Here is a 22,319-nt window from a genome sequence, read left to right as displayed (position 1 = left end):
GAACACGCCCCGCCGGCCCCTTCCTTTGGAGTGCGCGTGACCACCGCCCCTGCACCTTCCCCCCAGCACGTCCCCGACTCCGTCGAGAACGCGATCGCGACGCCCGAGAAGGAGCAGCCGTACGGCGCCCTCGGGCTCAAGGACGACGAGTACGCGCGCATCAAGGAGATCCTCGGCCGCCGCCCCACCTCGGGCGAGCTGGCGATGTACTCGGTGATGTGGTCGGAGCACTGCTCCTACAAGTCGAGCAAGAACTACCTGCGCCGCTTCGGCCAGAAGGTCTCCGACGAGATGAAGGAACGCCTGATGGTCGGCATGGGCCAGAACGCGGGCGTCGTCGACGTCGGCGAGGGCTGGGCCGTCACCTTCAAGGCCGAGTCGCACAACCACCCGTCGTTCATCGAGCCCTTCCAGGGCGCGGCGACCGGTGTCGGCGGCATCGTCCGCGACATCATCTCGATGGGCGCCCGCCCCGTCGCGGTCATGGACGCCCTGCGCTTCGGCGCGATCGACCACCCGGACACCGCCCGCGTCGTGCACGGCGTGACCAGCGGCATCAGCTTCTACGGCAACTGCCTGGGCCTTCCGAACATCGGCGGCGAGACCGTCTTCGACAGCGTCTACCAGGCCAACCCGCTCGTGAACGCGCTCGCGGTGGGCGTGCTGCGCCACGAAGACCTCAAGCTCGCGAACGCCACCGGCGTCGGCAACAAGGTCGTCCTGTTCGGTGCCCGCACCGGCGGCGACGGCATCGGCGGCGCGAGCATCCTGGCCTCCGACACGTTCGCCGACGGCGGCCCCACGAAGCGCCCCGCGGTGCAGGTGGGAGACCCGTTCGCCGAGAAGGTGCTCATCGAGTGCTGCCTGGAGCTGTACCGCGGCGAGCTCGTCGAGGCGATCCAGGACCTCGGCGCCGCCGGCATCTCGTGCGCGACGAGCGAGCTCGCGGCCAACGGCAACAGCGGTATGAAGGTCTCCCTCGACAACGTGCTGCTGCGCGACCCCACGCTCACGGCCGAGGAGATCCTCATGTCGGAGTCGCAGGAGCGCATGATGGCGATCGTCGCCCCCGAGAAGCTCGACGCCTTCCTGGCCGTCGTGAACAAGTGGGAGGTCGAGACCTCCGTGCTCGGCGAGGTCACCGGCGACGGACGCCTCATCATCGACTGGCAGGGCGAGCGCATCGTCGACGTCGACCCCTCGACCGTCGCGGTCGACGGCCCCGTCTACGACCGTCCCGTCGCCTACCCGACGTGGATCGACGCCCTGCAGGCGGACGCCGCCGAGAACCTGCCGCGCGCGAACGACCCGGAGACGCTCCGCGAACAGTTCCTCGCCCTCGTCGCCTCCCCGAACCTCGCGGACACGAGCTGGATCACGAACCAGTACGACTACTACGTGCTCGGCAACACGGCCCTGAGCTTCCCCGACGACGCCGGCATGATCCGCGTGGACGAGGAATCCGGCCTGGGCTTCGCGGTCTCGACGGACGCCAATGGCCGCTACTGCCAGCTCGACCCCTATGCGGGCGCGCAGCTCGCGCTCGCCGAGGCCTACCGGAACGTCGCCGTCACCGGCGCCGTGCCGACCGCGATCACCGACTGCCTGAACTTCGGCTCCCCCGAGAACCCCGAGGTCATGTGGCAGTTCGGGCAGACCGTCGACGGCCTCGCGGACGGCTGCTACGAGCTGGGCACCCCGGTCACGGGCGGTAACGTCTCGTTCTACAACCAGACCGGCGACGTGCCGATCCACCCGACGCCGCTCGTCGGCGTGCTGGGCATCATCGACGACGTCTCCCGCCGCATCCCGTCCGGCTGGCAGGACGAGGGGCAGAACATCTACCTGCTCGGCACGACTTCGACCGAGCTCTCCGGCTCCGCGTGGGCCGACGTCGTGCACCAGCACCTCGGCGGCCGCCCGCCGAAGGTCGACCTCGCGGGCGAGAAGCGCCTGGCCGGCCTGCTCGCTGCGGCCCGTGACGAGTGGCTCATCTCCTCGGCGCACGACCTCTCGGAGGGTGGTCTCGCGCAGGCCCTGGCCGAGGGTGTCATGCGCTTCGGCGTCGGTGCCCGCGTCTGGCTGAACGAGATCATCGAGCGCGACGGCGTGGACGCCGCGACCGCCCTGTTCTCCGAGTCGACCGGCCGCGTGCTCGTGACCGTCCCCCGCGAGGACGACGTGAAGTTCCGCGGTCTCTGCGAGGGCCGCGGCTACCCGGTCGCCCGCATCGGCGTCACGGACAGTGAGCCACAGCTCGAGGTGCAGGATGTCTTCACCGTCTCGGCCGCCGAGCTCCGCGAGCGCTCGCAGGCCACGCTGCCGTCGTACTTCGGTCCGACCGTCACGGAGCCGGTGGCCTGATGAGCGGCGACGGCCTCAGCGAGGACTACGGCGACCTCGGCGAGAAGCGCAACCGGCGCATCCGCATCATCGCGTGGACCGTCATCGTGGCACTGATCCTCGGTGGCGGCGGCGCGACCGTGCTCACCATCCTCCTCGGCTGATCCGGGCGTTACGTCGCAGATTCGCACCCGGGTCGCAGAGATTCCAGGAACCCATGCGACCTCGTGCGGATCCGCGACCTCAGCGGGCGAAGAGGTAGCGGGTCAGGGCGACGACGGAACCCGGATCGTGGGCCTCGCGGCCGAGGGACTCCACGATGATGGCCCCGAGGATCGCGCGACCGAGCTGCTCGACTGGGGCGTCCTCCGGCAGCTGACCGTCGCGGATGCCCCCGCGGAGGCGCTCCGACAGGTACTTCTCCACCCCGAGGCTCTCCCCGAGGTGCGCGCCGACCGAGGCGTCCTCGGTCGCCGCGGCCACGAGTGATCGCAGCAGCACCCCGCCCTGCGGCTTCTCGAGAATGGAGAGCACGCTCCGCAGCCAGGTCTCCACGTCGGCGGAGAGGTCTCCGGTGTCGGGCACGACGAAGTCCACGGGGATGAGGCGTCCCTCGGCCAGGCACTCCCCGATGAGGGCACCGCGCGACGGCCACCAGCGGTAGATGGTCTGCTTGCCGACCTTGGCCTCCTTGGCGATGCCCTCGATCGTGAGCCGGTCGTACCCCTGATTGTGGAAGAGCCGGGCCGTCGCGTCGAGGATCGCCTCGCGGGCCGCGGTGCTGCGCACAGGGCCGCTGCGATGCTCGTTCACCATGCGTTCAGGATAGCCACAGATCCCTAGACGAGACGTGCCGTATGCTCTTTTCGTCTGAAGGAGATCACGTGGCCTCACTGCTGTTCCGTCTGGGTTCTTTCGCTGCGCGCAGGGCGTGGACGGTGATCGTCTCCTGGGTGGTCATCCTCGGGCTCGGCGTCGGCGCCTTCCTCACCTTCGGCGGCACGCTGAGCAACAGCTTCGACATCCCCGGCACCGCCTCCGGCGAGGTCACCGATCAGCTCGCCGACAAGCTGCCGGACACCGCCGGCGGCACCGGGACGGTCGTCTATCGGACGGACGACGGCGAGCCCTTCACCGACGAGCAGAAGCAGGCGATCTCCGACCTCGCCGCGAGCGCGGAAGACCTCGACGGCGTCGCCTCCGTCGTCGACCCGTTCGACGCCCAGCGGCAGCAGGATGAGCAGGCGAAGGAGCTGACCGACGGCCGGACCCAGCTCGAGAACGGGCAGGCCCAGCTCGACGCCGGCCAGGCCCAGCTCGACGATGGCCGGGCACAACTCGACGCCGGGATCACCCAGCTCGAAGGCGCGCGGGCTCAGGCCGAGGCCGCCGGCGCGCCGCCCGAGCAGACCGCCGCGCTCGACGCGCAGCTCGCGGAGCTGAACGCCCAGCTCGCGCAGCTCGAGGCCCAGCAGGCCACCATCGACGCGAACCGCGACGAGCTCGCCGACAACGCGGAGCAGCTGGAGCTCGGTACAACCCTCCTCGACCTCGCGGACGGCATCGGCGTCGTCTCGGAGGACGGCTCCACGGCCATCGTCAACGTCTCCTTCGTCGACCCGCGCCTGGAGCTCGCCGAAGAGACCAAGCAGAGCACCATCGCCCACTTCCAGGACGAGGAGATCGACGGCGTCACGGTCGACTTCGGCACCGACATCGCCCAGGGCGTGCCGGAGATCTTCGGCGTCGGCGAGGCCATCGGTCTCGCGTTCGCCGCCGTCGTGCTCATCGTGATGCTGGGTTCGCTGATCGGTGCGGCCCTGCCCATCGTCACCGCCGTGGTCGGCGTCGGGGTGGGCGTCACGGCGTCCCTGGCGTTCTCCGGCGTCGTCGACATGGCCTCGGTCACTCCCGTCCTCGGCGTGATGCTGGGGCTCGCGGTCGGCATCGACTACTCCCTCTTCATCGTGAACCGGCACCGCAAGCAGCTGCTGGCCGGGTCGCCCGTGCGCGAGTCCATCGGTCTGGCCACCGGCACCTCCGGGACCGCGGTGGTGTTCGCGGGGACAACCGTCATCGTCGCGCTCCTCGCCCTCAACGTGACGGGCGTGCCGTTCCTCGGCCTCATGGGCACGGTGGGCGCCGTCTGCGTCGCCGTCGCCGTGCTCGTGGCCGTGACCCTCGCCCCGGCGATCCTCGGCCTCGTCGGCACCCGCCTGCTCGGTCGCAAGGCGCGGGCAACCATCGGCCAGGAGCACGCGGCCGGGAAGCCCGTGCGCCGGATGTCGACGCTGCGCGCCGTCGTCACCGCGCTCGTCAGCGTCGTCGCGCTGCTCGTGATCGCGATCCCCGCGATGTCGATGCGCCTCGGCCTCCCGGACGGGTCGAGCGAACCCGCCGACTCCACCAGCTACCGCGCGTTCCAGACCGTCGACGAGCAGTTCGGCGAGGGCGCGAACGGGCCGCTGCTGGTGACCGCGACCCTCGACGACGCCGTGAGCGACGACGACCTGCTGGCCACCCAGGTGACCGTGGCCGAGAAGATCGCGGAGCAGGACGACGTGGTGGCGGTCGCCCCCATCGCCACCTCCGACGACAACACGCTCCTCGCCTTCCAGGTGCTTCCTGCCGAGGGCCCGAACAGCGCCTCCACCGAGAAACTGGTGCAGGATCTGCGAGGTCTCCCCGAGATCGACGGCGGCATCACCCTCGGCGTCGCCGGGCAGGCTGCCACGAACATCGACATCTCCGAGGCCCTGGCGAGCGTGCTCCCGCTGTACCTCGTGGTCGTCGTGGGACTGTCGCTGCTCATCATGATCGTCGTGTTCCGCTCACTGCTCGTGCCGCTCATCGCCACGGGAGGGTTCGTGCTGTCGCTGTTCGCGACGTACGGGCTCATCGTCGCGGTGTTCCAGTGGGGGTGGGGCGCCGACCTCATCGGGTTGCACAGCACCGGTCCGATCCTGAGCTTCCTGCCGGTGATCCTCGTCGGCATCCTGTTCGGGTTGGCGATGGACTACCAGCTCTTCCTCGCGTCGGGGATGCGCGAGGCCTATGTGCACGGTGCCTCCGCGCGCGATGCCGTGGCGCAGGGGTTCCGGGCCGGGCGCTCGGTGGTCATCGCGGCCGCGCTCATCATGGTGTCGGTGTTCGGCGGGTTCGTGTTCTCGGAGTCGACCATCATCCGGTCCATCGGGTTCGGCCTCGCGTTCGGCGTGCTGCTCGACGCGTTTGTCGTGCGGATGCTGCTGATGCCCGCGCTCATGCACCTGCTCGGACGCTCGGCCTGGTGGCTGCCGAAGTGGCTCGACCGCATCATCCCGAACGTCGACATGGAGGGCGCGGCGCTGGAGCGGGATCACCCCAGCGTGCGCACCGACTCCGTGCCCACCGTGGAGGCTCCGCGCACCCGCGGCTGAATCGCGGTCACGCGCGGGTTCAGGCGTTCGCGCGGATTCAGGCACCTGCTGTTGGTGTCGCCTGATGCCGCGCGGATGCCTGACCCTGCGCGCGCCGTCGCGGGCGCAGGCGTTCAGGAGAGGACAGGCAGGCGCGGGAGTTCAGGCGCCTGCTGCCGGTGGCGCCTGAATCGGCGCGGACGCCTGGACCCGCGACGACGCGAGCGTCGCCGGGCCTAGAGTGGGCGGATGGATCTGCGAGCGCTGTTGGAAGAGCGTCGCGCCGAGGCCGCGGCTCGCGTCACGGCGACGGCGGCCACCCTCGCGGAGCTCATGCACGATCGCGAGGGCTCGAACGACGACGACGAGCACGACCCGGAGGGGGTGACGCTCTCGTCGGAGTGGTCCCGGCTGTCGGGGCTCGCCGAGGCGGCGCAGGCGGAGCTCCGCCAGGTGGACGAGGCGCTGATGCGGATGGACGCCGGGATCTACGGCATCTGCGCGCACTGCGGCAAGCCCATCCCGCCGGAGCGCCTGGAGGTACGGCCGTTCGCGGAATACTGCGTGGCCTGCGCCGAGAAGCTCGGTCGCTGACGCCGGAGTAGCATCGCGGGCATGGCCATCGCCCTCGAGAACATCGGGATCGCCGTGCGCGACCTCGACGCCACCATCGCCTTCTTCACCGACCTGGGGCTGTCCGTGGTCGGACGGGACGAGGTCAGCGGCGAGTGGGCGTCCACCGCGGTCGGACTCGACGGGAACCACGCGCGGATCGCCGTGCTGCAGACCCCGGACGGGCGCGGGCAGATCGAGCTCTTCGAGTACATCCATCCGGACGCGATCGAGACGGAGCCGACGAGGCCGAACGAGATCGGCATGCACCGGATCGCCTTCTCCGTCGACGACATCGACGCCTCCCTCGCCATCGCCGCGCGGCACGGGTTCCATCCCCTGCGCGGCGTCGCGAACTACCGGGACATCTACCGACTGACCTACCTCCGCGGCCCCAGCGGCATCATCCTCATGCTCGCGCAGGACCTCACGCAGGCCTGAACCCGCGTCGGCCGGGCACAGCTTCGGAGACCGCAGGCGACACGCCGTCGAACGGAACCTGTCGACGGCGTGTCGGCCCGGATCTCCGAAGCTGTGCCTCTCGGGACCGCGCGTGGGTCGCCGTCAGGCCACCATGCCGCGCCAGATCACCTCGATGGCGGCGCGCAGGCGAGCCACGACGGCCGGGTCGCTGATGCGGTCGCCGCGGACGACCAGCTGGTAGTACGCGACACCGGCCACCGCGTCGAAGCAGGCCTCGACGTCGAGATCCGCCCGGAGCTCGCCGCGCACAACACCGGCGCGCAGCGCGTTCTGCAGCGGAACCCGACGGCGGGAGACGTGCGACTCCCAGTAGGCCTTCTGCAGACCCCGATCGGACATGACGAGACGGATGCGCTGACGGAACCGCTCCTCGGAATAGCCGGGCGCGGACGGGGCCACGCCCTCCGCGCCGAGCCCGAGGCCGGTGAGGAGGATCTCGCGCAGGTCGGCATCGATCGGGTACTCCGGCGGAACCTCCCGGCCCACGTCGAGCGCCGCAGCGATCAGCGTCGTGAGTGACGGCCAGCGCCGGTACAGCGCCGCCCGGCTCACGCCGCTCCGGGCGACGACCCGCGCGACCGTCACATCCTCGCCCGCATCGATGATGTCCAGCGTGGCAGCGACGATCTGTGCATCGATGTCCTCGTCGCGCGGACGTCCGGGGCGGCGGCGCCCCACGCCCGAAGGCGTCACGACGGTCATGCCCCGAGCGCCCGCTCGCGCAACCGGACGATGGTCGCGTCGGACAGCCCGGCCGCGCGGAGCGGGGCCAGCGGGTCGCCGTGCTGAGCCCGGAGCGTGTCGAGGAGGCTGCGCATGGACACGTCCATCGATCCCTCCAGCAGCGCCGACGACGCGTCCCGCGCGTCGAGGTCGAAGCCGAGCGCTTTCCACATCGCCCCCATGACCGGAGCGGTGCGGGCCATGATCGCGACCATGTTGTCGCCGGTGCGCGCGTAGTCGGCCACGATGTCGTCGTCCCCAGCCCCGAGGGCGAGCAGCAGCATCGCTGCGAGGACTCCCGTGCGGTCGCGCCCCGCCGCACAGTGGAACGCCGTCGCTCCCGGGGTGTGCGCGATGACGTTGAGCGCGGTCACGAGCTGCGGCGCGGCGCCCTCCACCATGCGCAGGTACATCAGCCCCATGGCCTCGTGCGTCAGCGCGGGCTGCTCCCGGTCCATCGATGCGCCGACATCGGCGATCAGCGGGAGGTGGTGGTACGCGACCGGGTGCTCGCCGAGCGGACCGCGGCCGGTGACCGCGACCTCGAGCGGCGAGCGCAGGTCGATGATGGCCGTCAGCCCGCCTGCGAGGAGCTCGTCCGCGACCTCCGCGGTCACATAGGCGAGGTCGTCGGTACGGATGGCCAGACCCGGACGGAGCACCCCGCCGTCGATGGCGATGCCGCCGAGGTCGCGCAGGTTGACCGGCGCGCTGAGGATGAGACCGGTGTCGATCGTGGTCATGTGATTCTCCTTCGGATGAGGGCACTGCCCTGGTCGATCAGCGTGACGAGCACGATGATGCAGAGGATGATGGCGCTGAGGTGGCCGTAGTCGTACATGCGCATGGCGGTCGTCAGCTCCAGGCCGATGCCGCCGGCGCCGACGAGACCGAGGATCGTCGCGCCGCGGACGTTCCCCTCGAACAGCAGCAGCGTGTACGAGGTGAGCAGGGGTGCGGCCTGGGGGAGCACCGCGTATTGGATCACCTGACGCTTCGAGGCGCCGACCGCCTCCATCGCGACGACGGGACCGCGGTCGACCTGTTCCATGGCCTCCGCGAAGATCTTGCCGATCGACCCGATGGAGCCGAGCGTCATGGCGAGGATGCCGGCGAAGGGCCCCAGTCCGACCGCCGAGACGAACATCAGGGCGAAGACGAGGTCGGGCACGGAGCGGATGATGTTCATGATCCAGCGCGTCGGGTAGTACAGCCACCGTGGTGCGAGGGTGGACGTCGCCCCGAACGCGACGATCAGGGACAGCACCGCACCGAGGACCGTGCCGACGACGGCCATCTGGAACGTCTCCAGCAGCAGCGCGAGGATGGTGCCGATCTTCGAGAAGTCTGGCGGGAACAGCCGGGACAGGAACTCCCCCATGTTGACGGCCCCGTCGCCGAGCTTCACGAAGTCGAAACCCGCCCCGGCGAAGGACCAGATCAGCAGAAGGGCCGCGACCGGGATGCCGAGAAGGAAGCGGGCGCGGGGGACGCGGAAGGCGCTCTCGAGCCGGGCGCGCTCCGCCGGTTCGAGCTGGGGGCGTACGGTCCGGTCCTGGCGCTCAACGGTCGTGGTCATCGGCGTGCTCCTCGTCGTCGTACAGGGCCTCCAGTGCGGCCACGTCCAGCTGCGACGTGACGCCGGAGACGAGCATCTCTCCGTGCCGCAGACCGACGATGCGGTCGCTGTGCGCGAGGGCGAGCGGCAGCACGTGCAGGCTCACGAGCACCGGGATCCCGTCCTGCACCGCGATCTCGCGGAGCAGTCCGAGCACGGAGTCGGCGAGCTTCGGGTCGAGCGAGGCGACCGGCTCGTCGGCGAGGATCAGCTTCGGGCGCTGCATGAGCGCGCGGGCGATCGCCACGCGCTGCTGCTGGCCGCCGGACAGCGACCGCGCCGGCGCCGCCGCCTTGTGCGCGATCCCGACACGGTCGAGCAGGTCGAGGGCCCGGCGGCGATCCGCGCTCGTGAATCCGCCGACGAGATTGAGCGGTCCCGCGGTGTGCAGCGCCCCGGTCAGCACGTTGGTGAGGACGCTGAGGCGCGGGATGAGGTTGAACTGCTGGAAGACCTGCCCCACCTCGGACCGCAGCGTGCGCAGCTCGCCGCGCGCCAGATTCGTGACGTCGTGTCCGGCGACCCGCGCGGAGGCCGCGGCGATGGGCGCGAATCCGGTGAGGCTCCTCATCAGCGTCGACTTCCCTGAGCCCGACGCTCCCAGCAGCGCGACCATCTCGCCGGGGAAGAGGTCGAGATCGACGCGGTCGAGCACCGTCGTGGTGTCGTAGGCGACGCGCAGACCGCGGACGCTGACGAGCGGCAGCGCCTGGCGCACCTCGGCCGTCGGCGTGCGCCCGTCGTCCTGGTGCCGGGCAGCCACGGCGACGCTCATGCCCGTCACTGGAGGTCCTTCAGCTCGACGCCCGCGACGGCCGCGATCTCGGCGAAGGACTCGAACGCGCTGTCGTCCGGGTCGACCGTCTGCGGGGCGGCTGCGAACGACCCGAAGGCGCCCAGCTTCTCAGCGTTCTCGGGGGTGAACACGGCGGCGATACCGTCCTGGATGGCCTTGCGTGTCGCGGCGTCGAGCGAGGGACGACCGAGGACGGCGCCAGCGACGTCCATGGCCGGGCTCTCGCCGACCGCGCGCCACTCGCCGTCCGCGAAGGGGAACATCGGCGCGCCGAGCTCGGTGAGCATGACGGCGGTGCACGCGGCATCCACCTGCCCCTGCTCCAGGGCCGCGAAGCTGCCCTCATGGCCGCCCGCGAAGATGGCCTCGTAGTCGTCGCCCTGCTCCAACCCGGCCTCGTGCAGCATGTAGACCGGCATGAAGTATCCGGAGCTGGAGGCCTGATCCGCGAACGCGACGGTCTTCCCCGCGAGGTCCTCGAGCGTCTGCACGGGCGAGTCCGCGAGCACGACGCAGGTGGATACGGGCTTGCCGTCGCCCTCGAACGCGACGAGGGCATCGACCTCGCCGGTGTTCACGGCGAGCGCGGACGGGAATCCACTCATGATCCCGATGTCGACGTGGTCGGCGCGGATGGCCTCCACCACGCTGAGGTAGTCGGGCACGTCGGTGATCTCGACCTCGCGGCCCGTGGCCTCCTCCAGCAGCGCGCCAAACACCTCGATGGGGTTCTCGGCCGTAGGGTCGTCGCCGACGGGGATGGTCGCGATCGTGATCGGGGCGTCCGGGTCGGCGGGGGCCGCATCGGCGGTGGGGGTCTGGCATCCGGTGAGGGCGAGGGCGGCCACGCCCAGGAGGCCGACGGCGGGCAGGGTGAAGCGGCGCATGATGACCTTTCGGGAGGTGAGGCCCCGGGATTCCGAGACCATCGGTATTCCAACTCCCGAAGGTGACGGGGAATTACGAGACCGCCGTACCCGTATCCGAACGCTTCGTGAACGGATGGTGTCGCCGCCCGGGTCAGCGGGAGGCGAGGACCTCGGCGATCTGGTCGAGCACGGCGATCGGAGCGCGCATCTCGGACGCGGGAACCGGCGGCTCACCGGTCTCGAGCATCCGGGCGAAGGCACGGACGCCGGGCTGCACGTACCCGGGACCGATCGGGATCTCCCGGCTGGCGATGCCCCGTCGGCCGACGACGGTCGCCCGGAACGGCACCTGGCGATCGCCGTCCGGCCGCACGAACTCCAGCGTGACGGGCACCCCGTCGACCCGGTAGCGGGCGACGACACCCGCGGGCAGGAACTGCACCTCGACGTCCTCCGCGATGCCGCGCCGCAGAACCTGGGCGAGATCGGCGATGTGGATGCCGTAGAAGAAGATGCCGCTGTACGGGCTGTCCGGATCGGCAGGCCCTGTGACGGTGACCGCCTGGACCTCCCCGATGCGGCCGGCCTCCGCCACGAGCTCCGCGGTGTCGGCGAGCCAGCGGAGCGTGGACGATGAGGTGACGGGCGCCTGCCCACCCTGCGCGGCGGCGAGGATCGCGTCGGCATCGGCGACCGCTGCTGCGAGGGGCTTGTCGACCCAGACCGGCACCCCGGCTTCCAGGAAGGGGACGGCGATGGCGCGATGATCGACACCGTCGCGGGCGGTCACGATGAGCGCATCCACCGTGCCGAGGAGCGCGCCCGCCTCGTCGACGACGCGTTCGATGCCGCCGAGCGCGGCCAGTTCCCGCGTGCGCTCCGGCTCCCCGGCCACGAGGGCCGTGATCCGCACGGGCACGTCCGGGGCCTCGACGTTGAGGAAGCGGACGATCTCCGCGGCGTGGCTGTTCTCGATCCCGACGATGCCGACGCTCTTCATGCGGCCGCCCTCCCTCTCGTGCGGGCCCCCGGCGACCCGCCGTCGCGCAGTAGGCTGAACCCATCATGGACGAGTTCATCCGGGGCTTCTGGAACTTCGCGGGTGACTACTGGTGGCTCATCTTCCCGATCATGGGCATGGCCGGCGGCGCCGCCAAGGCCTGGGAGCGCAGCTCCAAGCGTCGGCACGAGCGCCGGCTGGAGACGCTGCGTATGAAGGCGCAGCTGAAGACGGCCGAGATCGAGGCGCGCGCGGCCGGACGGCAGGCGAAGCGCCAGGGTCCTACCGTGGTCGACACGACCGCGTCGGTGGCGCCCGACGACCTGCTCGCCCGCCTCTTCGCCGAGCATGACGAGATCACCGCGCGCTGGCTCGACTACGAGCTCGACGTCGCCAAGTTGATCGCCTTCCCCGCGATGAGCGACGGCCGCCAGCCGCTGACGGCCGCCTTCCTCCGCGCGAAGAAGACCGCGGACGCGCTGCGTCCGGCCTCCGCCGACGCGACGCTCTCGGAGCAGCAGATCGCGGAGTACCTGCAGGCCGTCGGCGACTACGCCGTCGCGTTCGAGATCGCGGAGAAGGACGCCCGTCGGCTGCGCGACTCGACGTTCACCGAGGCCGAGCGCAAGCGCCTCGACCGTGCGCAGCAGCTCCTCAAGGTCGCCGTGGACGAGTCGGCGACGCAGTCCGAGCGGAACATCGCGTACAAGCGGGTGCGCGAGGAGCTCGACGGCCTCATCCTGCTCTCCGACGAGGCCGTGACCGTGCTCGAGAAGCAGGTCGCGAAGGAGCTTCCGTCCGCCCGTGCCGCAGCGGCAGATCATGACGGCCCCGTTCCGGAGCCGCTGCCCGTGACCGACCCGCGGCGGACGGCGGAGGGCGCATGACTCCCGAGAACGTGACCGGCCCGGTCGCCGTCCACGCGGAAGCCCCGGTCTGGTGGCCCGGGTGGGGCGGGCTGCGCTGGGTCGACGGAGACGCGGGCGACCTGCTCACCCTCCGCGGCGACGACATCGTCCGCCAGCACGTCGACGACGAGTACCTCGCGTTCTTCCGTCCGCGGACGTCCGGCGGCTTCGTGGCGGTGGGCGCGCGTACCCTGTACCTCGCCGACGGCCCCGACGCGGAGGCCCGTCCCGCCGCGACCCTCCTCGACGACGGCGCGGTGCGCATGAACGACGGCTGCTGCGACCCGCGAGGACGACTCCTGGCCGGATCGATGTCCACGGACTCCACCGAAGGTGCAGGGACCGTGCTGCGCATCGACGCCGCGCTCGACGTGACCACGGTGCTCCCCCGCGTGACCTCGTCCAACGGGGTCAGCTACTCCCCGGACGGCCGCCGCGTCTACTACGTGGACACCGACACCGGCCGGATCGACGTGTTCGACGTGGCCGAGGGCGACCTCCGCGGACGCCGGGTGTTCGCGCACATCCCCGAAGACGACGGCGTGCCCGACGGCCTCACGGTCGCCGCGGACGGCAGTGTCTGGGTCGCGCTGTGGGGCGGGAGCCGTGTGCGCGGGTTCGAGCCGTCCGGGGCCGTGCGCGAGGACATCGTGCTGCCGGTGCCCCAGGTCAGTGCCTGCACGTTCGGCGGCGACGACCTCGGCACGCTCTTCATCACGACCTCCGCGCAGGGCCTGCTGCCCGATCACGGCACTGCCGCGGGGTCGGTCTTCGCGGTGCGTCCCGGGGTGCACGGCCTCCCGGTCCTCCCCTTCGCCGGCTGACCCGCTCGCGGCAACAGGCGCTCGCGCGACATCAGGCACCTTTCCCCTCCACCCGCCTGAGCCGGCGCGGATGCCTGAGCCCACGCGTACGCCTGAGCCCGCGGGCGCTCGCGGCAACAGGCGCTCGCGCGAGATCAGGCGCCTTTCCCCTCCACCCGCCTGAGCCGGCGCGGATGCCTGTGGCCGCGGGGTGCCCGGGAGAGGCCTCTACCCGGGACACGGTTGCACTCAGCGAAAGGAACCGTGCCCCGGGCACAGGCCTCACCCGAGCCGGACCCGCTCCGTGCGCTGGTGCTGACGGCCGAGCCGCTCGATCTCGATGGTCATCTCGTCGCCGTCCTGCAGATAGGGGAAGCGCCCGGACAGCGCGACGCCCTGCGGGGTGCCGGTGTTGATGACGTCTCCTGGTTCGAGCACGAGGTAGTGGCTGAGCTCGTGCACGAGCTGCAGCACGGGGAAGATCATGTCGGCGGTGGAGGAGTCCTGCCGCGGCTCGCCGTTCACGAAGGACCGCAGGCGCAGCGCCTGGGGGTCGACCTCGTCGGTGGGCACCAGCGCGGGGCCGAGGGGGTTGAACGTCTCGGAGCACTTCCCCTTCGACCACTGTCCGCCGGAGACCTCGAGCTGATACGCGCGCTCGGACACGTCGTTCGAGATGGTGTAGCCGGCGATCACGTCGCGCGCGGCCTCGACGGAGGGCAGATACCGCGCCGTGCGGCCGATGACGACCGCGAGCTCGACCTCCCAGTCGACCTTCTCGGCGCCCGGCGGCAGGAGCACGACGTCGTCCGGCCCCACGACCGTGTTCGGGTGCTTGAAGAACACCACCGGGTGCGCGGGCGGCTCGGCGCCGGACTCCGCCGCGTGCGCCGCGTAGTTCTGTCCGATGCAGATCACGGCGGTCGGCCGCGCCACGGGGGCGCCGACGCGCAGTCCCGTCGTCTCCGCTTGCGGCAGCGAGCCGTCCGCGAGCGCCGCCCGCACGCGGGCGATGCCGTCCGCGGCGAGGAAGGCGCCGTCGATGTCGCGGGTCAGGGATCCGAGATCGCGCACCACGCCCTCGTCATCGCGGACGTAGGGGCGCTCGTGGCCGATCTCGCCGAGTCGCAGCAGTTCCATGGGAGTCCTCTCAGCGCGCGGCGGCGAAGGCCGGGTTGACGATGGGCACGGCCTCGCCGGCGAGCGAGCGGATCACGTTCTCGGCGGCGTGCACGGGAAGATCCGCCAGGGCCTCCGGGGAGTACCAGGCGGCGTGCGGCGTGAGGAGCACGGTGTCGAGCGCCCGCAGCGGGGAGGTCGCGGGGAGGGGCTCCTCCGCGAAGACGTCGAGGGCGGCACCGGCGAGCCGCCCGTCGCGGAGCGCCGCGGCCAGGGCGTCCTCGTCGATGAGCGGGCCGCGGCAGGTGTTCACGATCACGGCGTCGCGCTTCATCGTCGCCAGGGCCGCGGCGTCGATCAGGTGGCGGGTCTCGTCCGTCAGCGGCACGTGCAGCGTGAGGATGTCGGCGCGGGCGATCGCCGAGGGGATGTCGACGGGCTCGCAGCCAGCGTCGCGCACGGCGTCGTCGGGAGCGTACGGGTCGGCGACGAGCACGCGGAAGCCGAGCGCCCGGCATCCGCGGGCGACGATCGATCCGATGCGCCCGAACCCGAGCACCGACACAGTGGTGGAGGACGGCCTCACGGCGAGCGGCCGGGCGTCGACGGCCTTCCAGACGCCGTCGCGCACGGCCCGGTCGTAGGCGGAGAGGCCGCGGGCCTGGGTCATGATCATCGCGACGGTGTGCGCGGCGACCTCTTCGATGCAGTAGCTCGGCGTGTTCGCGACGGCGATGCCGCGGGCCGTGGCGGCCTCGACGTCGATCATGTCGTAGCCGATGCCGACCCGGCTGATGAAACGGAGGTTCGGCAGGCGGTCCATGAGGGGGCCGTCGATGCGCGCCCACTGCACGACCAGCGCCTCGGCGTCGGCTCCGGCGGCGGCGATGTCGTCCGGGCTCCCGGAGGCGGCCCGTTCGGCACGGAGGCCAGCGGCGCGGAGGGTGTCTTCGATGACGATTCCCGGGAGGTCGCAGTCGGTGACGAGGATGAGCGGCGCGGTCATGGATGCGATGCTATAGCATCTAGCAAGCTCGCGTACAGCCGCTGTCGCGAGACCGCTTCTTGCTATAGCGTTTAGGCATGACTGTTCGCCGCGCACTCGTCACGGGCGCCAGTTCCGGCATCGGAACCGCCGCCGCCCTCGAACTCGCCCGCGAGGGCGTCGCCCTCTGGATCACCTACGCCGGACGCGAGGCCGAAGCCGTCCGCGTGGCGGAGGAGTGCCGCGCGGCGGGCTCCCCGGACGTCCACGTGTCGCGCCTCGACCTCCGCGAACCGGACTCCATCGCCGCGCTCATCGCCGAGATCACGGACGCCTGGGGCGACCTGCACGTCCTCGTCAACAACGGCGGCGTGTGCCCGTACACGCCGTATCCCGAGATCGACATCGAGGAGTGGGACTTCGTCCTGGAGACGAACGCCCGCGGGACCTTCCTGCTCACCCGCGCGGCGCTCCCCCTGCTCCGGGCTGCCGACGGCGACCGCTCGGTCATCAACATCGCCTCGATCGCCGGGCAGGTCGGCGCACTCCAGACGGGCATCCACTACGCGGCCAGCAAGGGGGCGATCCTCGCGATCACCCGCAGCTTCGCCCGGCACCTCGCCGCCGAGGGCATCCGCGTCAACGCCGTCACCCCCGGACCGGTCGCCAGCGCGATCACCGATCAGCTCCAGGGTGAAGGCCGCGCGAAGCTCGAGTCGGGCATCCCCCTCGGCGCCTTCGGTCAGCCGGAGGACGTCGCCTGGATCATCGCCTCGCTCGCCTCGGAGCGCGCCCGCTTCATCACCGGAGCCACCTACGACGTCAACGGAGGAGTTCGCATTGACTGACCGCACCACCCTCGACCGTTCCGCTCTCGACACCGTGCAGGCGCAGCTGGACGCCTTCAACGCGCACGACCTCGACGCCTTCGTCGCGACATATGCCGACGATGCCGTGGTCACCGGGGTGGCGCCGGAGCCTCTCGTCGGATCGGCCGCCATCCGCGCCTTCTATGAGCCGCGGCTGCAGAACCCGGAGCTCTCCTGCGTGATCGACACGAGCGTCCTGTTCGGCTCCCGCTGGGTCGTCGCGCAGGAGCAGGTCATCAACGCCGGCGTCGCCACGGAGACCATCGCGACCTTCGACGTGGTCGACGGCGTGATCTCGCGGGCGTCGATGCTCAAGGCCTGACCCGCTTCGAATCGCCCGATCGGCTGTATCTCCGGCCGAAATGGGACCATTCAGGCGATTCGAAAGGGGTCAGTGGTGCTCCGGGAGCACCGGGGACGACCAACCGGGGTCGCGGCCGAGGTGGGCGGCGCGGGAGACCGAGGCGGAGCCGTAGCGGTCACGGAGCGTGTCGAGCACGGTGTCCAGACGGGACTCGTCGCCCCAGTCGATCGGCAGCTCGGGCGGGACGCTGTCCGCGGCATCGAGCTGGGTGAACGAGAGGCCGAGCAGGGTGAGCCCGCGACCGCTGATCTCGGGCTGCGCCGCGGCGAGGAGCGTGCGGGCGACGGCGAGCAGCAGGGCGGTGCGGTCGGTCGGCGCCCGAAGCGACCGCGAGCGGGTGGCCTTCGTGAAGTCGCCGAAGCGCAGCCGCAGCACGACCGTCCGGCACACGCGGCCGCCGTCGCGGAGACGCCGCGCGAGCCGGTCGACGATCTGGGTGAGGATGACGTCGAGCTCGTCGGCCGACCGGGGACGGGTCCCGAGCGCGCGCTGCGACCCGATCGACCCGCGGCGCCGCGTCGTGTCCACGGGGCGCGGATCCCGCAGGCGGGCGAGAGCATGGACGTGCGCTCCGGTCGCCTTCCCGAGCATCCGCTCCGCCGTCGCCGCCTCGAGCTCCGCGAGCTGGCCGACCGTGCGGATGCCGTACCGGTGCAGCTTCTCCGCCGTCACGGCGCCGACGCCCCACAGCCGCTCGACGGGAAGCGGCAGCAGGAACTCCTCCTCCCGGTCGGGCTCGACGATGAGGAGTCCGTCGGGCTTGCTGACCGCACTCGCGACCTTGGCGAGGAACTTCGTGCGGGCGACGCCGACCGAGATGGCCAGGCCCGCCTCGGCGCGCACCCGCTCCCGCAGCCGGACGGCGATGGCCTCGGGAGTGCCGGCGATGCGACGCAGACCGCCGACCTCGAGGAACGCCTCGTCGATCGAGAGACCCTCCACGAGCGGGGTGGTGTCGCGGAAGATGCGGAAGACGTCCTTGCTGGCGGCGGAGTAGGCCTCCATCCGCGGCGGCACGACGACGGCGTCGGGGCACAGCTCTCGTGCCTGCCGTCCGCCCATCGCCGTGCGGACGCCGCGTGCCTTCGCCTCATAGCTCGCGGCCAGCACGACCCCGCCGCCGACGATCACCGGGCGCCCGCGGAGCTCCGGCGCATCACGCTGCTCGACCGAGGCGTAGAACGCATCGAGATCGGCGTGCAGAACCGTCGCTTCCCCGCGCATCCCGTTCTCCCGTCGACGAGCGGATCGTCGCACGGACCGGGGACATCGGCGTGGGCGCGCTCAGGAAGCCGGCGGCGCCTTGAACCGCTCCCGCAGCGCGGGGTCGAGCGCGATGTCCCCGAACGACGCGGTCCAGGCTCCGTCGACGGCGATGGACTGGCCGGAGAGGTAGGGGGCCTCGTCGGAGAGGAGGAACGCCGTCACCGCGGCGACCTCCTCCGCGCGGGCGATGCGTCCCATCGGCGGGCCCTCCGCGAGCAGCCGCTCCTCCGCCTCGGGGTCGGCGGCCCTGGCGATCTGTGCCTCCAGATGCGGAGTGCGCACGCCGCCCGGCGCGACGGTGTTCGCCCGTATGCCCAATCCGCCATATGTCACCGCGACGCTGCGGCTCAGGGCGTCGATGCCACCCTTCGTGAACTCGTAGGCCGCGTGGTCCACGAAGCTCGATCGACCGTGGATCGACCCGATGTTCACGATCGCGCCCGCCACGCCCTGATCGAGGAACGCGGACACGGCCGTCGAGCAGCCCCAGAGGTAGCCGAAGCCGTTGATGTCGACGATCTCGCGCACGACCGTCTCGTCGAGCTCGTGCAGCGGCGTGCGCTTCGTGATGCCGGCGTTGTTGACCCAGCCGGCCAGCGGAGCCCTGGCGCGCGCCGCGGCGGCCGCCTGCTGATGAGCCGTGCGGTCGGAGGCGTCGCCGAGCACCACCTCGGCGACGATGCCGTCCTCGACGGTGCCGGAGCCGGGCGAGCGTTCGAGCCCGACCACGATCCAGCCGTCGGCGGTGAGCCGCTCGGCGACCGCGCGCCCGATGCCCTTGCCGCTGCCGGTCACCACGACGCTACGCGGGGAAGGTGTCATGTCAGTCCCTCTCGAATCGGAAGACGGCAGGATCGAGGCCGAAGCCGAGCCCGGGAGCTGCAGGCGGCGTCACGGTCCCGGCGAACTCCGGACCGCCCGTCACGAACGAGGGCGCGGGGTCGTAGGGGTTCACCCCGCGGGCGAAGGTCTCCACCTGGATGCCGAGGTGCGCCGTGACCTCGGGGTATACGTGTCCGGACACCGGGACGCCGCGCTCTGCCGCCCAGGAGATGAGTTCCCTGGCGGGCGTGATGCCGCCGATCGCGACGACGTCGAGGCGGAGGGCATCGACCTCGCCGACCTCCACGAGAGCCCGGAGCACGGCGGGGTCCGTCACCTCGTCGCCCACCGCCACCGGCAATCCGGTCTCCCGGCGGATCCGGGCCACGCCGGCCGCGTCCTCGGGGAGCAGCGGGTCCTCCAGCCAGGCCAGGCGCGGGTCGCCCCACTGCGCGACCTCCGCCACGGCAGCCTCCGCATCGGGCCAGCCGAAGCCCACGTCCACGACGAGACCGGTCGCGGACGGCAGCTCGGCGCCGAGGATCGCGAGCAGTTCGCGCATGTATGCCGGATCGGGAATGCGGGAGATCTTCACCTGCGCCCAGCCGTCCGCCTGCGCGAGCACCTCATCGGCGACCTCCCGCGGCGTCCGCTGCGGAGAGGGATACGCGGCGACGAGCATCCCCTCCCGCGGGGCGTCACCGGTGCCGAGCAGGGTCCACAGCGGCACGCCGGCACGACGGGCCGCGATGTCCCACAGGGCGATGTCGACGAGACCGATCGCCCGCCGCACGAGCCCCACCCGTCCGACGATCGCACTGCCGCGGAGCATCCGGTCCCACGCGGCCGCCGGGTCGTCGGCGTCGAGCCCCACTGCGTGCGGAGCCACCAGGCGCTCGAGGATCTCCGCCATCGGGGCCTCGCGCGATAGGCAGTAGGAGACCCCGGTGGTGCCGTCGTCCGCCGTCACCTGCACCGCGGAATACTCCCGTCGCGTGACCGTCATCGCACCGAGCTGCAGCGGTGCCGGAAGGGGGAGGACCGCCGTGGCCGTGTCGATCCGGGCGACGGTGGTCATTCGGGCTTCTTCGCGAGGGGCACGCCGTAGTCCACCATGAAGCCGCCGTCGACGTACAGCGTCTGACCGTTCATGTAGCGCGACTGGTCCGACACGAGGAAGCTCACGGCCGCGGCGATCTCACTCGCGTCGGCCAGGCGCTTCGCGGGGATGCGGGACAGGATCGTGTCGAGGCTCAGCGTCCCCTGTTCGACGCCCTGCCGGAACACCCCGGTGTCGACATAGCCCGGGGCCACCGCGTTGACGCGCACACCCCGCGACGCCCACTCCGCTCCGGCCGTGGAGGTGAGGCCGATGACGGCGGCCTTGGTCGTGGCATACGGCGCCCGCCCCGCGGAGCCCCGCGAGGAGATGGAGGAGATGTTGACGATGCGGCCTTCACCCCGGTCGAGCATCCGCTTCCCTGCAGCTTGGAGCGCGGAGAACACCCCGTGCAGGTTCACGTCCACGACCGCGGACCACTCATCCCACGTGAGGTCTTCGATCCCGCGATGACGCTGGATCCCGGCGTTGTTCACGAGCACCTCGATGGGCCCGAGCTCCGCCTCGATCTCGCCGAAGACCCGGTCGACGGCGGCGTGGTCGGTGACGTCGAGCTCCCGCCACAGGATCTCGGCGGGGTTCTCACCCGCGGTGAGCCCGGGGACGCGGTCGGTCGCGACGACGAGGTAGCCGTCCGCGGAGAGTCGCTGTCCGATCTCCCAGCCGATGCCGGCCGAGCCTCCGGTGACGATGGCGACGGGGCGCGCGGTCATGTCTCTCCTCTACCTCGGGGATTTGCTATAGCAACTCTATCCGGTTCGAATCGCGCAACTGGTTCGATTTCGGCCGGAAATGGAGCAAAGTGGGCGATTCGAAAGGGGCTACCCCCGCAGTCCGGCCACCAACGACACGGCGTGGGACTCCAGGAGCTCCAGGGCACCGGGGGCCAGGGGCGTCTGCCACGACTGATAGGCACCGCGGTCGTAGGCCTCGCGGGTCGGGAGGTACACGAAGCCCGGACCGTTCGTGAGGTTCATGACCACGATCGGCGTCTCCGGGAACCGCTCCCGCAGTGTCGTCTGCAGCCGGGAATACGCCTCGCCCGGATGCCCCAGGATCACGGCGTCACCGAGCCGCCAGGCCCACACCGGATGCGACACCGTCGGCCCCTCGATGTAGCCGTCGCGGAGGTTCCGGGCCCGTCCGAGACGCTCCTCCCGCGACCGGGGGTCGATGTCCTTCCACTCCTCGGCGAGCTCGTCCAGGGTGGGCAGGTCGCGCAGCGGCAGCTCGACCGCCGAGACGACTCCCGCCGCCTCCTCGCCGCCGTCCGCCGGAGTCCCGGTCCAGATCGCGAGCGGAGCACCCGACTCCACGACCCCGTCCAGCGTCAGCTCCTCACCGGGCACAGGCAAGCCGTCCAGCGCCGCGAGCACCGCGTGCCCGAGCGAACGTCCGTGCCGGTCGGCCACCGCGGCGTCGCCGGTGTACTGCTCCCGCGGGGCCAGCTCGCCCGAGGCTCCCTGCACGAACAGGCACGGTGCACCGGTGGCCGCCTCCACGACCTCGCGCATCGCGCCGACGTAGTCCGGCGACACCTCGCGGTTCTGCCAGGCCAGGGTCGTCGGATGGCAGGCGTAGTTCACCAGCGTCGCCCGCACCTCCCCGTCGATGCTGATCCGGCCGATCGTCACGGTGTCGTCGGCGGTGCCCTGAGGGTTGTAGCCGACGAGAGCGCGGCCGTCGAGGTCGAGCTCCCGCTCCGCCGCGAGGGTGCAGGTGCCCGTGGTCCACTCGATCAGTCCCGGTCGCGCGGTCTCCAGCGCTTCCCGCCCTGCCGCGATTCCCGCGGCGGACAGCGCCTCCAGGTACCCGGGGATGAGCTCGCCGCCCGGCAGATGCGCGTCCGCGGCGCACAGCACGGCCCCCGCGTGGGTGTGCGAGAGGGAGAGCATCAGCTGATCGGGCTCGAGGCCCAGACCGTCGAGGATCGCCCCGCGCACGCCCTGCTCATCGGCGACCCGGCGCCACCACGTGCCGTCCACCGCGAGCAGCACCCGCGGCCGCTCGTCCGAGGCGACCACGGCGAGCGCGGTCAGCTCGAACGGCCGGTGCGCCCCCTCGGAGCGCTCCCAGTCGGCCGGTCCCCAGTTCTTGGCGCGGATGCCGACGGGCGGCGTGATGTCGCGCCGGGCGACGCCGATGCGCGCCTGCGTGCGGGGGATGCGGATGCGGTCTCCGAGGTGCGTCGCCGCTGCCGTGTCGTTCACGCGTGGTCCTC

23 protein-coding genes are annotated in these 22,319 nt (G+C 71.4%); 9 read left to right on the top strand and 14 right to left on the bottom strand.

The genetic code is table 11. The annotated features are described in order from the left end of the window. Positions 1-36 precede the first annotated feature (36 nt). Together purL and AC3B5L_RS01180 are read left to right on the top strand one after the other, a co-directional pair. Positions 37-2,364, top strand: a complete 2,328-nt coding sequence (purL, locus tag AC3B5L_RS01185) for a phosphoribosylformylglycinamidine synthase subunit PurL (protein WP_187662961.1) — start codon at positions 37-39, stop codon at positions 2,362-2,364. Beyond that, on the top strand, positions 2,364-2,507 hold the full coding sequence (locus AC3B5L_RS01180) for a hypothetical protein (RefSeq protein ID WP_187662960.1): 144 nt from the start codon (positions 2,364-2,366) through the stop codon (positions 2,505-2,507). Before purL ends, AC3B5L_RS01180 begins: the two co-directional genes overlap by 1 nt. Positions 2,508-2,586: 79 nt before the next feature. On the opposite strand, the gene AC3B5L_RS01175 is transcribed toward AC3B5L_RS01180, so the two are convergent. After that, complete coding sequence (locus tag AC3B5L_RS01175; protein ID WP_025104106.1) at positions 2,587-3,159, bottom strand: TetR/AcrR family transcriptional regulator; 573 nt, start codon at positions 3,157-3,159, stop codon at positions 2,587-2,589. Between the two features lie 68 nt (positions 3,160-3,227). Here AC3B5L_RS01175 and AC3B5L_RS01170 point away from each other — a divergent pair, with 68 nt between their 5' ends. From AC3B5L_RS01170 to AC3B5L_RS01160, 3 genes are all read left to right on the top strand, one after another. Further along, the gene (locus tag AC3B5L_RS01170) at positions 3,228-5,762 is read left to right on the top strand and encodes an MMPL family transporter (protein ID WP_490096098.1); all 2,535 of its coding nucleotides are present in this window, start codon (positions 3,228-3,230) and stop codon (positions 5,760-5,762) included. Positions 5,763-5,990: 228 nt separating this feature from the next. After that, on the top strand, positions 5,991-6,335 hold the full coding sequence (locus tag AC3B5L_RS01165) for a TraR/DksA family transcriptional regulator (protein WP_490096097.1): 345 nt from the start codon (positions 5,991-5,993) through the stop codon (positions 6,333-6,335). Between the two features lie 21 nt (positions 6,336-6,356). Next, positions 6,357-6,794: a VOC family protein gene (locus AC3B5L_RS01160; RefSeq protein WP_187662957.1), complete on the top strand. Its 438-nt coding sequence runs from the start codon at positions 6,357-6,359 to the stop codon at positions 6,792-6,794. 123 nt (positions 6,795-6,917) lie between these two features. Here AC3B5L_RS01160 and AC3B5L_RS01155 read toward each other — a convergent pair whose 3' ends face one another. The 6 genes from AC3B5L_RS01155 to AC3B5L_RS01130 all read right to left on the bottom strand — a co-directional run bounded on the left by AC3B5L_RS01155 (position 6,918) and on the right by AC3B5L_RS01130 (position 11,842). Next, positions 6,918-7,538 (bottom strand): TetR/AcrR family transcriptional regulator, encoded by a 621-nt coding sequence (locus AC3B5L_RS01155; protein WP_259951787.1) that lies wholly within the window; start codon positions 7,536-7,538, stop codon positions 6,918-6,920. Beyond that, positions 7,535-8,302, bottom strand: a complete 768-nt coding sequence (locus AC3B5L_RS01150) for a tyrosine-protein phosphatase (RefSeq protein ID WP_259951786.1) — start codon at positions 8,300-8,302, stop codon at positions 7,535-7,537. Before AC3B5L_RS01150 ends, AC3B5L_RS01155 begins: the two co-directional genes overlap by 4 nt. Continuing rightward, on the bottom strand, positions 8,299-9,138 hold the full coding sequence (gene phnE, locus AC3B5L_RS01145) for a phosphonate ABC transporter, permease protein PhnE (RefSeq protein ID WP_187662954.1): 840 nt from the start codon (positions 9,136-9,138) through the stop codon (positions 8,299-8,301). The genes AC3B5L_RS01150 and phnE overlap by 4 nt, the downstream gene beginning before the upstream one ends. Next, on the bottom strand, positions 9,122-9,952 hold the full coding sequence (locus AC3B5L_RS01140; RefSeq protein WP_259951785.1) for a phosphonate ABC transporter ATP-binding protein: 831 nt from the start codon (positions 9,950-9,952) through the stop codon (positions 9,122-9,124). The genes phnE and AC3B5L_RS01140 overlap by 17 nt, the downstream gene beginning before the upstream one ends. Positions 9,953-9,957: 5 nt before the next feature. Next, entirely contained in the window at positions 9,958-10,902 is a 945-nt protein-coding gene (locus AC3B5L_RS01135) for a phosphate/phosphite/phosphonate ABC transporter substrate-binding protein (RefSeq protein ID WP_232089150.1), read from the bottom strand. A gap of 91 nt (positions 10,903-10,993) precedes the next feature. Then, positions 10,994-11,842 (bottom strand): Gfo/Idh/MocA family oxidoreductase, encoded by an 849-nt coding sequence (locus AC3B5L_RS01130; protein ID WP_259951784.1) that lies wholly within the window; start codon positions 11,840-11,842, stop codon positions 10,994-10,996. A 65-nt stretch (positions 11,843-11,907) separates the two neighbouring features. Between AC3B5L_RS01130 and AC3B5L_RS01125 the strand changes: the two genes are divergently transcribed. Beyond that, on the top strand, positions 11,908-12,729 hold the full coding sequence (locus AC3B5L_RS01125) for a hypothetical protein (RefSeq protein ID WP_187662951.1): 822 nt from the start codon (positions 11,908-11,910) through the stop codon (positions 12,727-12,729). After that, positions 12,726-13,574 (top strand): SMP-30/gluconolactonase/LRE family protein, encoded by an 849-nt coding sequence (locus AC3B5L_RS01120; RefSeq protein ID WP_259951783.1) that lies wholly within the window; start codon positions 12,726-12,728, stop codon positions 13,572-13,574. The genes AC3B5L_RS01125 and AC3B5L_RS01120 overlap by 4 nt, the downstream gene beginning before the upstream one ends. A 261-nt stretch (positions 13,575-13,835) precedes the next feature. Here the strand turns inward: AC3B5L_RS01120 and AC3B5L_RS01115 are convergent, their stop codons facing one another. Both AC3B5L_RS01115 and AC3B5L_RS01110 read right to left on the bottom strand, forming a co-directional pair. Continuing rightward, positions 13,836-14,693 carry a fumarylacetoacetate hydrolase family protein gene (locus AC3B5L_RS01115; RefSeq protein WP_259951782.1) on the bottom strand — a complete coding sequence of 286 codons (858 nt, stop codon included), beginning with the start codon at positions 14,691-14,693 and terminating at the stop codon, positions 13,836-13,838. A 10-nt stretch (positions 14,694-14,703) separates the two neighbouring features. Next, positions 14,704-15,678: a C-terminal binding protein gene (locus AC3B5L_RS01110; RefSeq protein WP_259951781.1), complete on the bottom strand. Its 975-nt coding sequence runs from the start codon at positions 15,676-15,678 to the stop codon at positions 14,704-14,706. Between the two features lie 77 nt (positions 15,679-15,755). Between AC3B5L_RS01110 and AC3B5L_RS01105 the strand changes: the two genes are divergently transcribed. Both AC3B5L_RS01105 and AC3B5L_RS01100 read left to right on the top strand, forming a co-directional pair. Continuing rightward, the gene (locus tag AC3B5L_RS01105; protein ID WP_259951780.1) at positions 15,756-16,505 is read left to right on the top strand and encodes an SDR family NAD(P)-dependent oxidoreductase; all 750 of its coding nucleotides are present in this window, start codon (positions 15,756-15,758) and stop codon (positions 16,503-16,505) included. Continuing rightward, positions 16,498-16,848, top strand: a complete 351-nt coding sequence (locus AC3B5L_RS01100) for a nuclear transport factor 2 family protein (RefSeq protein ID WP_187662946.1) — start codon at positions 16,498-16,500, stop codon at positions 16,846-16,848. Before AC3B5L_RS01105 ends, AC3B5L_RS01100 begins: the two co-directional genes overlap by 8 nt. A gap of 69 nt (positions 16,849-16,917) precedes the next feature. Here AC3B5L_RS01100 and dinB read toward each other — a convergent pair whose 3' ends face one another. The 5 genes from dinB to AC3B5L_RS01075 all read right to left on the bottom strand — a co-directional run bounded on the left by dinB (position 16,918) and on the right by AC3B5L_RS01075 (position 22,308). After that, positions 16,918-18,114, bottom strand: coding sequence for a DNA polymerase IV (gene dinB, locus AC3B5L_RS01095; RefSeq protein ID WP_259951779.1), 1,197 nt, complete (start codon positions 18,112-18,114; stop codon positions 16,918-16,920). Positions 18,115-18,174: 60 nt separating this feature from the next. Beyond that, the gene (locus tag AC3B5L_RS01090; protein WP_259951778.1) at positions 18,175-18,978 is read right to left on the bottom strand and encodes an SDR family NAD(P)-dependent oxidoreductase; all 804 of its coding nucleotides are present in this window, start codon (positions 18,976-18,978) and stop codon (positions 18,175-18,177) included. Position 18,979: 1 nt separating this feature from the next. After that, positions 18,980-20,056 carry an enolase C-terminal domain-like protein gene (locus AC3B5L_RS01085; RefSeq protein WP_187662943.1) on the bottom strand — a complete coding sequence of 359 codons (1,077 nt, stop codon included), beginning with the start codon at positions 20,054-20,056 and terminating at the stop codon, positions 18,980-18,982. Further along, entirely contained in the window at positions 20,053-20,811 is a 759-nt protein-coding gene (locus tag AC3B5L_RS01080) for an SDR family NAD(P)-dependent oxidoreductase (protein WP_259951777.1), read from the bottom strand. Before AC3B5L_RS01080 ends, AC3B5L_RS01085 begins: the two co-directional genes overlap by 4 nt. 108 nt (positions 20,812-20,919) lie before the next feature. Then, complete coding sequence (locus tag AC3B5L_RS01075) at positions 20,920-22,308, bottom strand: hypothetical protein (protein WP_259951776.1); 1,389 nt, start codon at positions 22,306-22,308, stop codon at positions 20,920-20,922. Positions 22,309-22,319 lie beyond the last annotated feature (11 nt).

Source organism: Microbacterium sp. C-MGS6 (assembly GCF_058140415.1).
This window is presented reverse-complemented; position numbering and strand designations above follow the sequence as displayed.

Coding starts and splice junctions, on each gene's coding strand:
- AC3B5L_RS01125 (WP_187662951.1), top strand. CDS start 11,908: ATGGACGAGTTCATCCGGGGCTTCTGGAACTTCGCGGGTGACTACTGG.
- AC3B5L_RS01135 (WP_232089150.1), bottom strand. CDS start 10,902: ATGGTCTCGGAATCCCGGGGCCTCACCTCCCGAAAGGTCATCATGCGC.
- dinB (WP_259951779.1), bottom strand. CDS start 18,114: ATGCGCGGGGAAGCGACGGTTCTGCACGCCGATCTCGATGCGTTCTAC.
- AC3B5L_RS01120 (WP_259951783.1), top strand. CDS start 12,726: ATGACTCCCGAGAACGTGACCGGCCCGGTCGCCGTCCACGCGGAAGCC.
- AC3B5L_RS01085 (WP_187662943.1), bottom strand. CDS start 20,056: ATGACCACCGTCGCCCGGATCGACACGGCCACGGCGGTCCTCCCCCTT.
- AC3B5L_RS01160 (WP_187662957.1), top strand. CDS start 6,357: ATGGCCATCGCCCTCGAGAACATCGGGATCGCCGTGCGCGACCTCGAC.
- AC3B5L_RS01110 (WP_259951781.1), bottom strand. CDS start 15,678: ATGACCGCGCCGCTCATCCTCGTCACCGACTGCGACCTCCCGGGAATC.
- AC3B5L_RS01175 (WP_025104106.1), bottom strand. CDS start 3,159: ATGGTGAACGAGCATCGCAGCGGCCCTGTGCGCAGCACCGCGGCCCGC.
- AC3B5L_RS01150 (WP_259951786.1), bottom strand. CDS start 8,302: ATGACCACGATCGACACCGGTCTCATCCTCAGCGCGCCGGTCAACCTG.
- AC3B5L_RS01165 (WP_490096097.1), top strand. CDS start 5,991: ATGGATCTGCGAGCGCTGTTGGAAGAGCGTCGCGCCGAGGCCGCGGCT.
- AC3B5L_RS01090 (WP_259951778.1), bottom strand. CDS start 18,978: ATGACACCTTCCCCGCGTAGCGTCGTGGTGACCGGCAGCGGCAAGGGC.
- AC3B5L_RS01180 (WP_187662960.1), top strand. CDS start 2,364: ATGAGCGGCGACGGCCTCAGCGAGGACTACGGCGACCTCGGCGAGAAG.
- AC3B5L_RS01105 (WP_259951780.1), top strand. CDS start 15,756: ATGACTGTTCGCCGCGCACTCGTCACGGGCGCCAGTTCCGGCATCGGA.
- AC3B5L_RS01080 (WP_259951777.1), bottom strand. CDS start 20,811: ATGACCGCGCGCCCCGTCGCCATCGTCACCGGAGGCTCGGCCGGCATC.
- AC3B5L_RS01130 (WP_259951784.1), bottom strand. CDS start 11,842: ATGAAGAGCGTCGGCATCGTCGGGATCGAGAACAGCCACGCCGCGGAG.
- AC3B5L_RS01115 (WP_259951782.1), bottom strand. CDS start 14,693: ATGGAACTGCTGCGACTCGGCGAGATCGGCCACGAGCGCCCCTACGTC.
- AC3B5L_RS01140 (WP_259951785.1), bottom strand. CDS start 9,952: ATGAGCGTCGCCGTGGCTGCCCGGCACCAGGACGACGGGCGCACGCCG.
- AC3B5L_RS01155 (WP_259951787.1), bottom strand. CDS start 7,538: ATGACCGTCGTGACGCCTTCGGGCGTGGGGCGCCGCCGCCCCGGACGT.
- phnE (WP_187662954.1), bottom strand. CDS start 9,138: ATGACCACGACCGTTGAGCGCCAGGACCGGACCGTACGCCCCCAGCTC.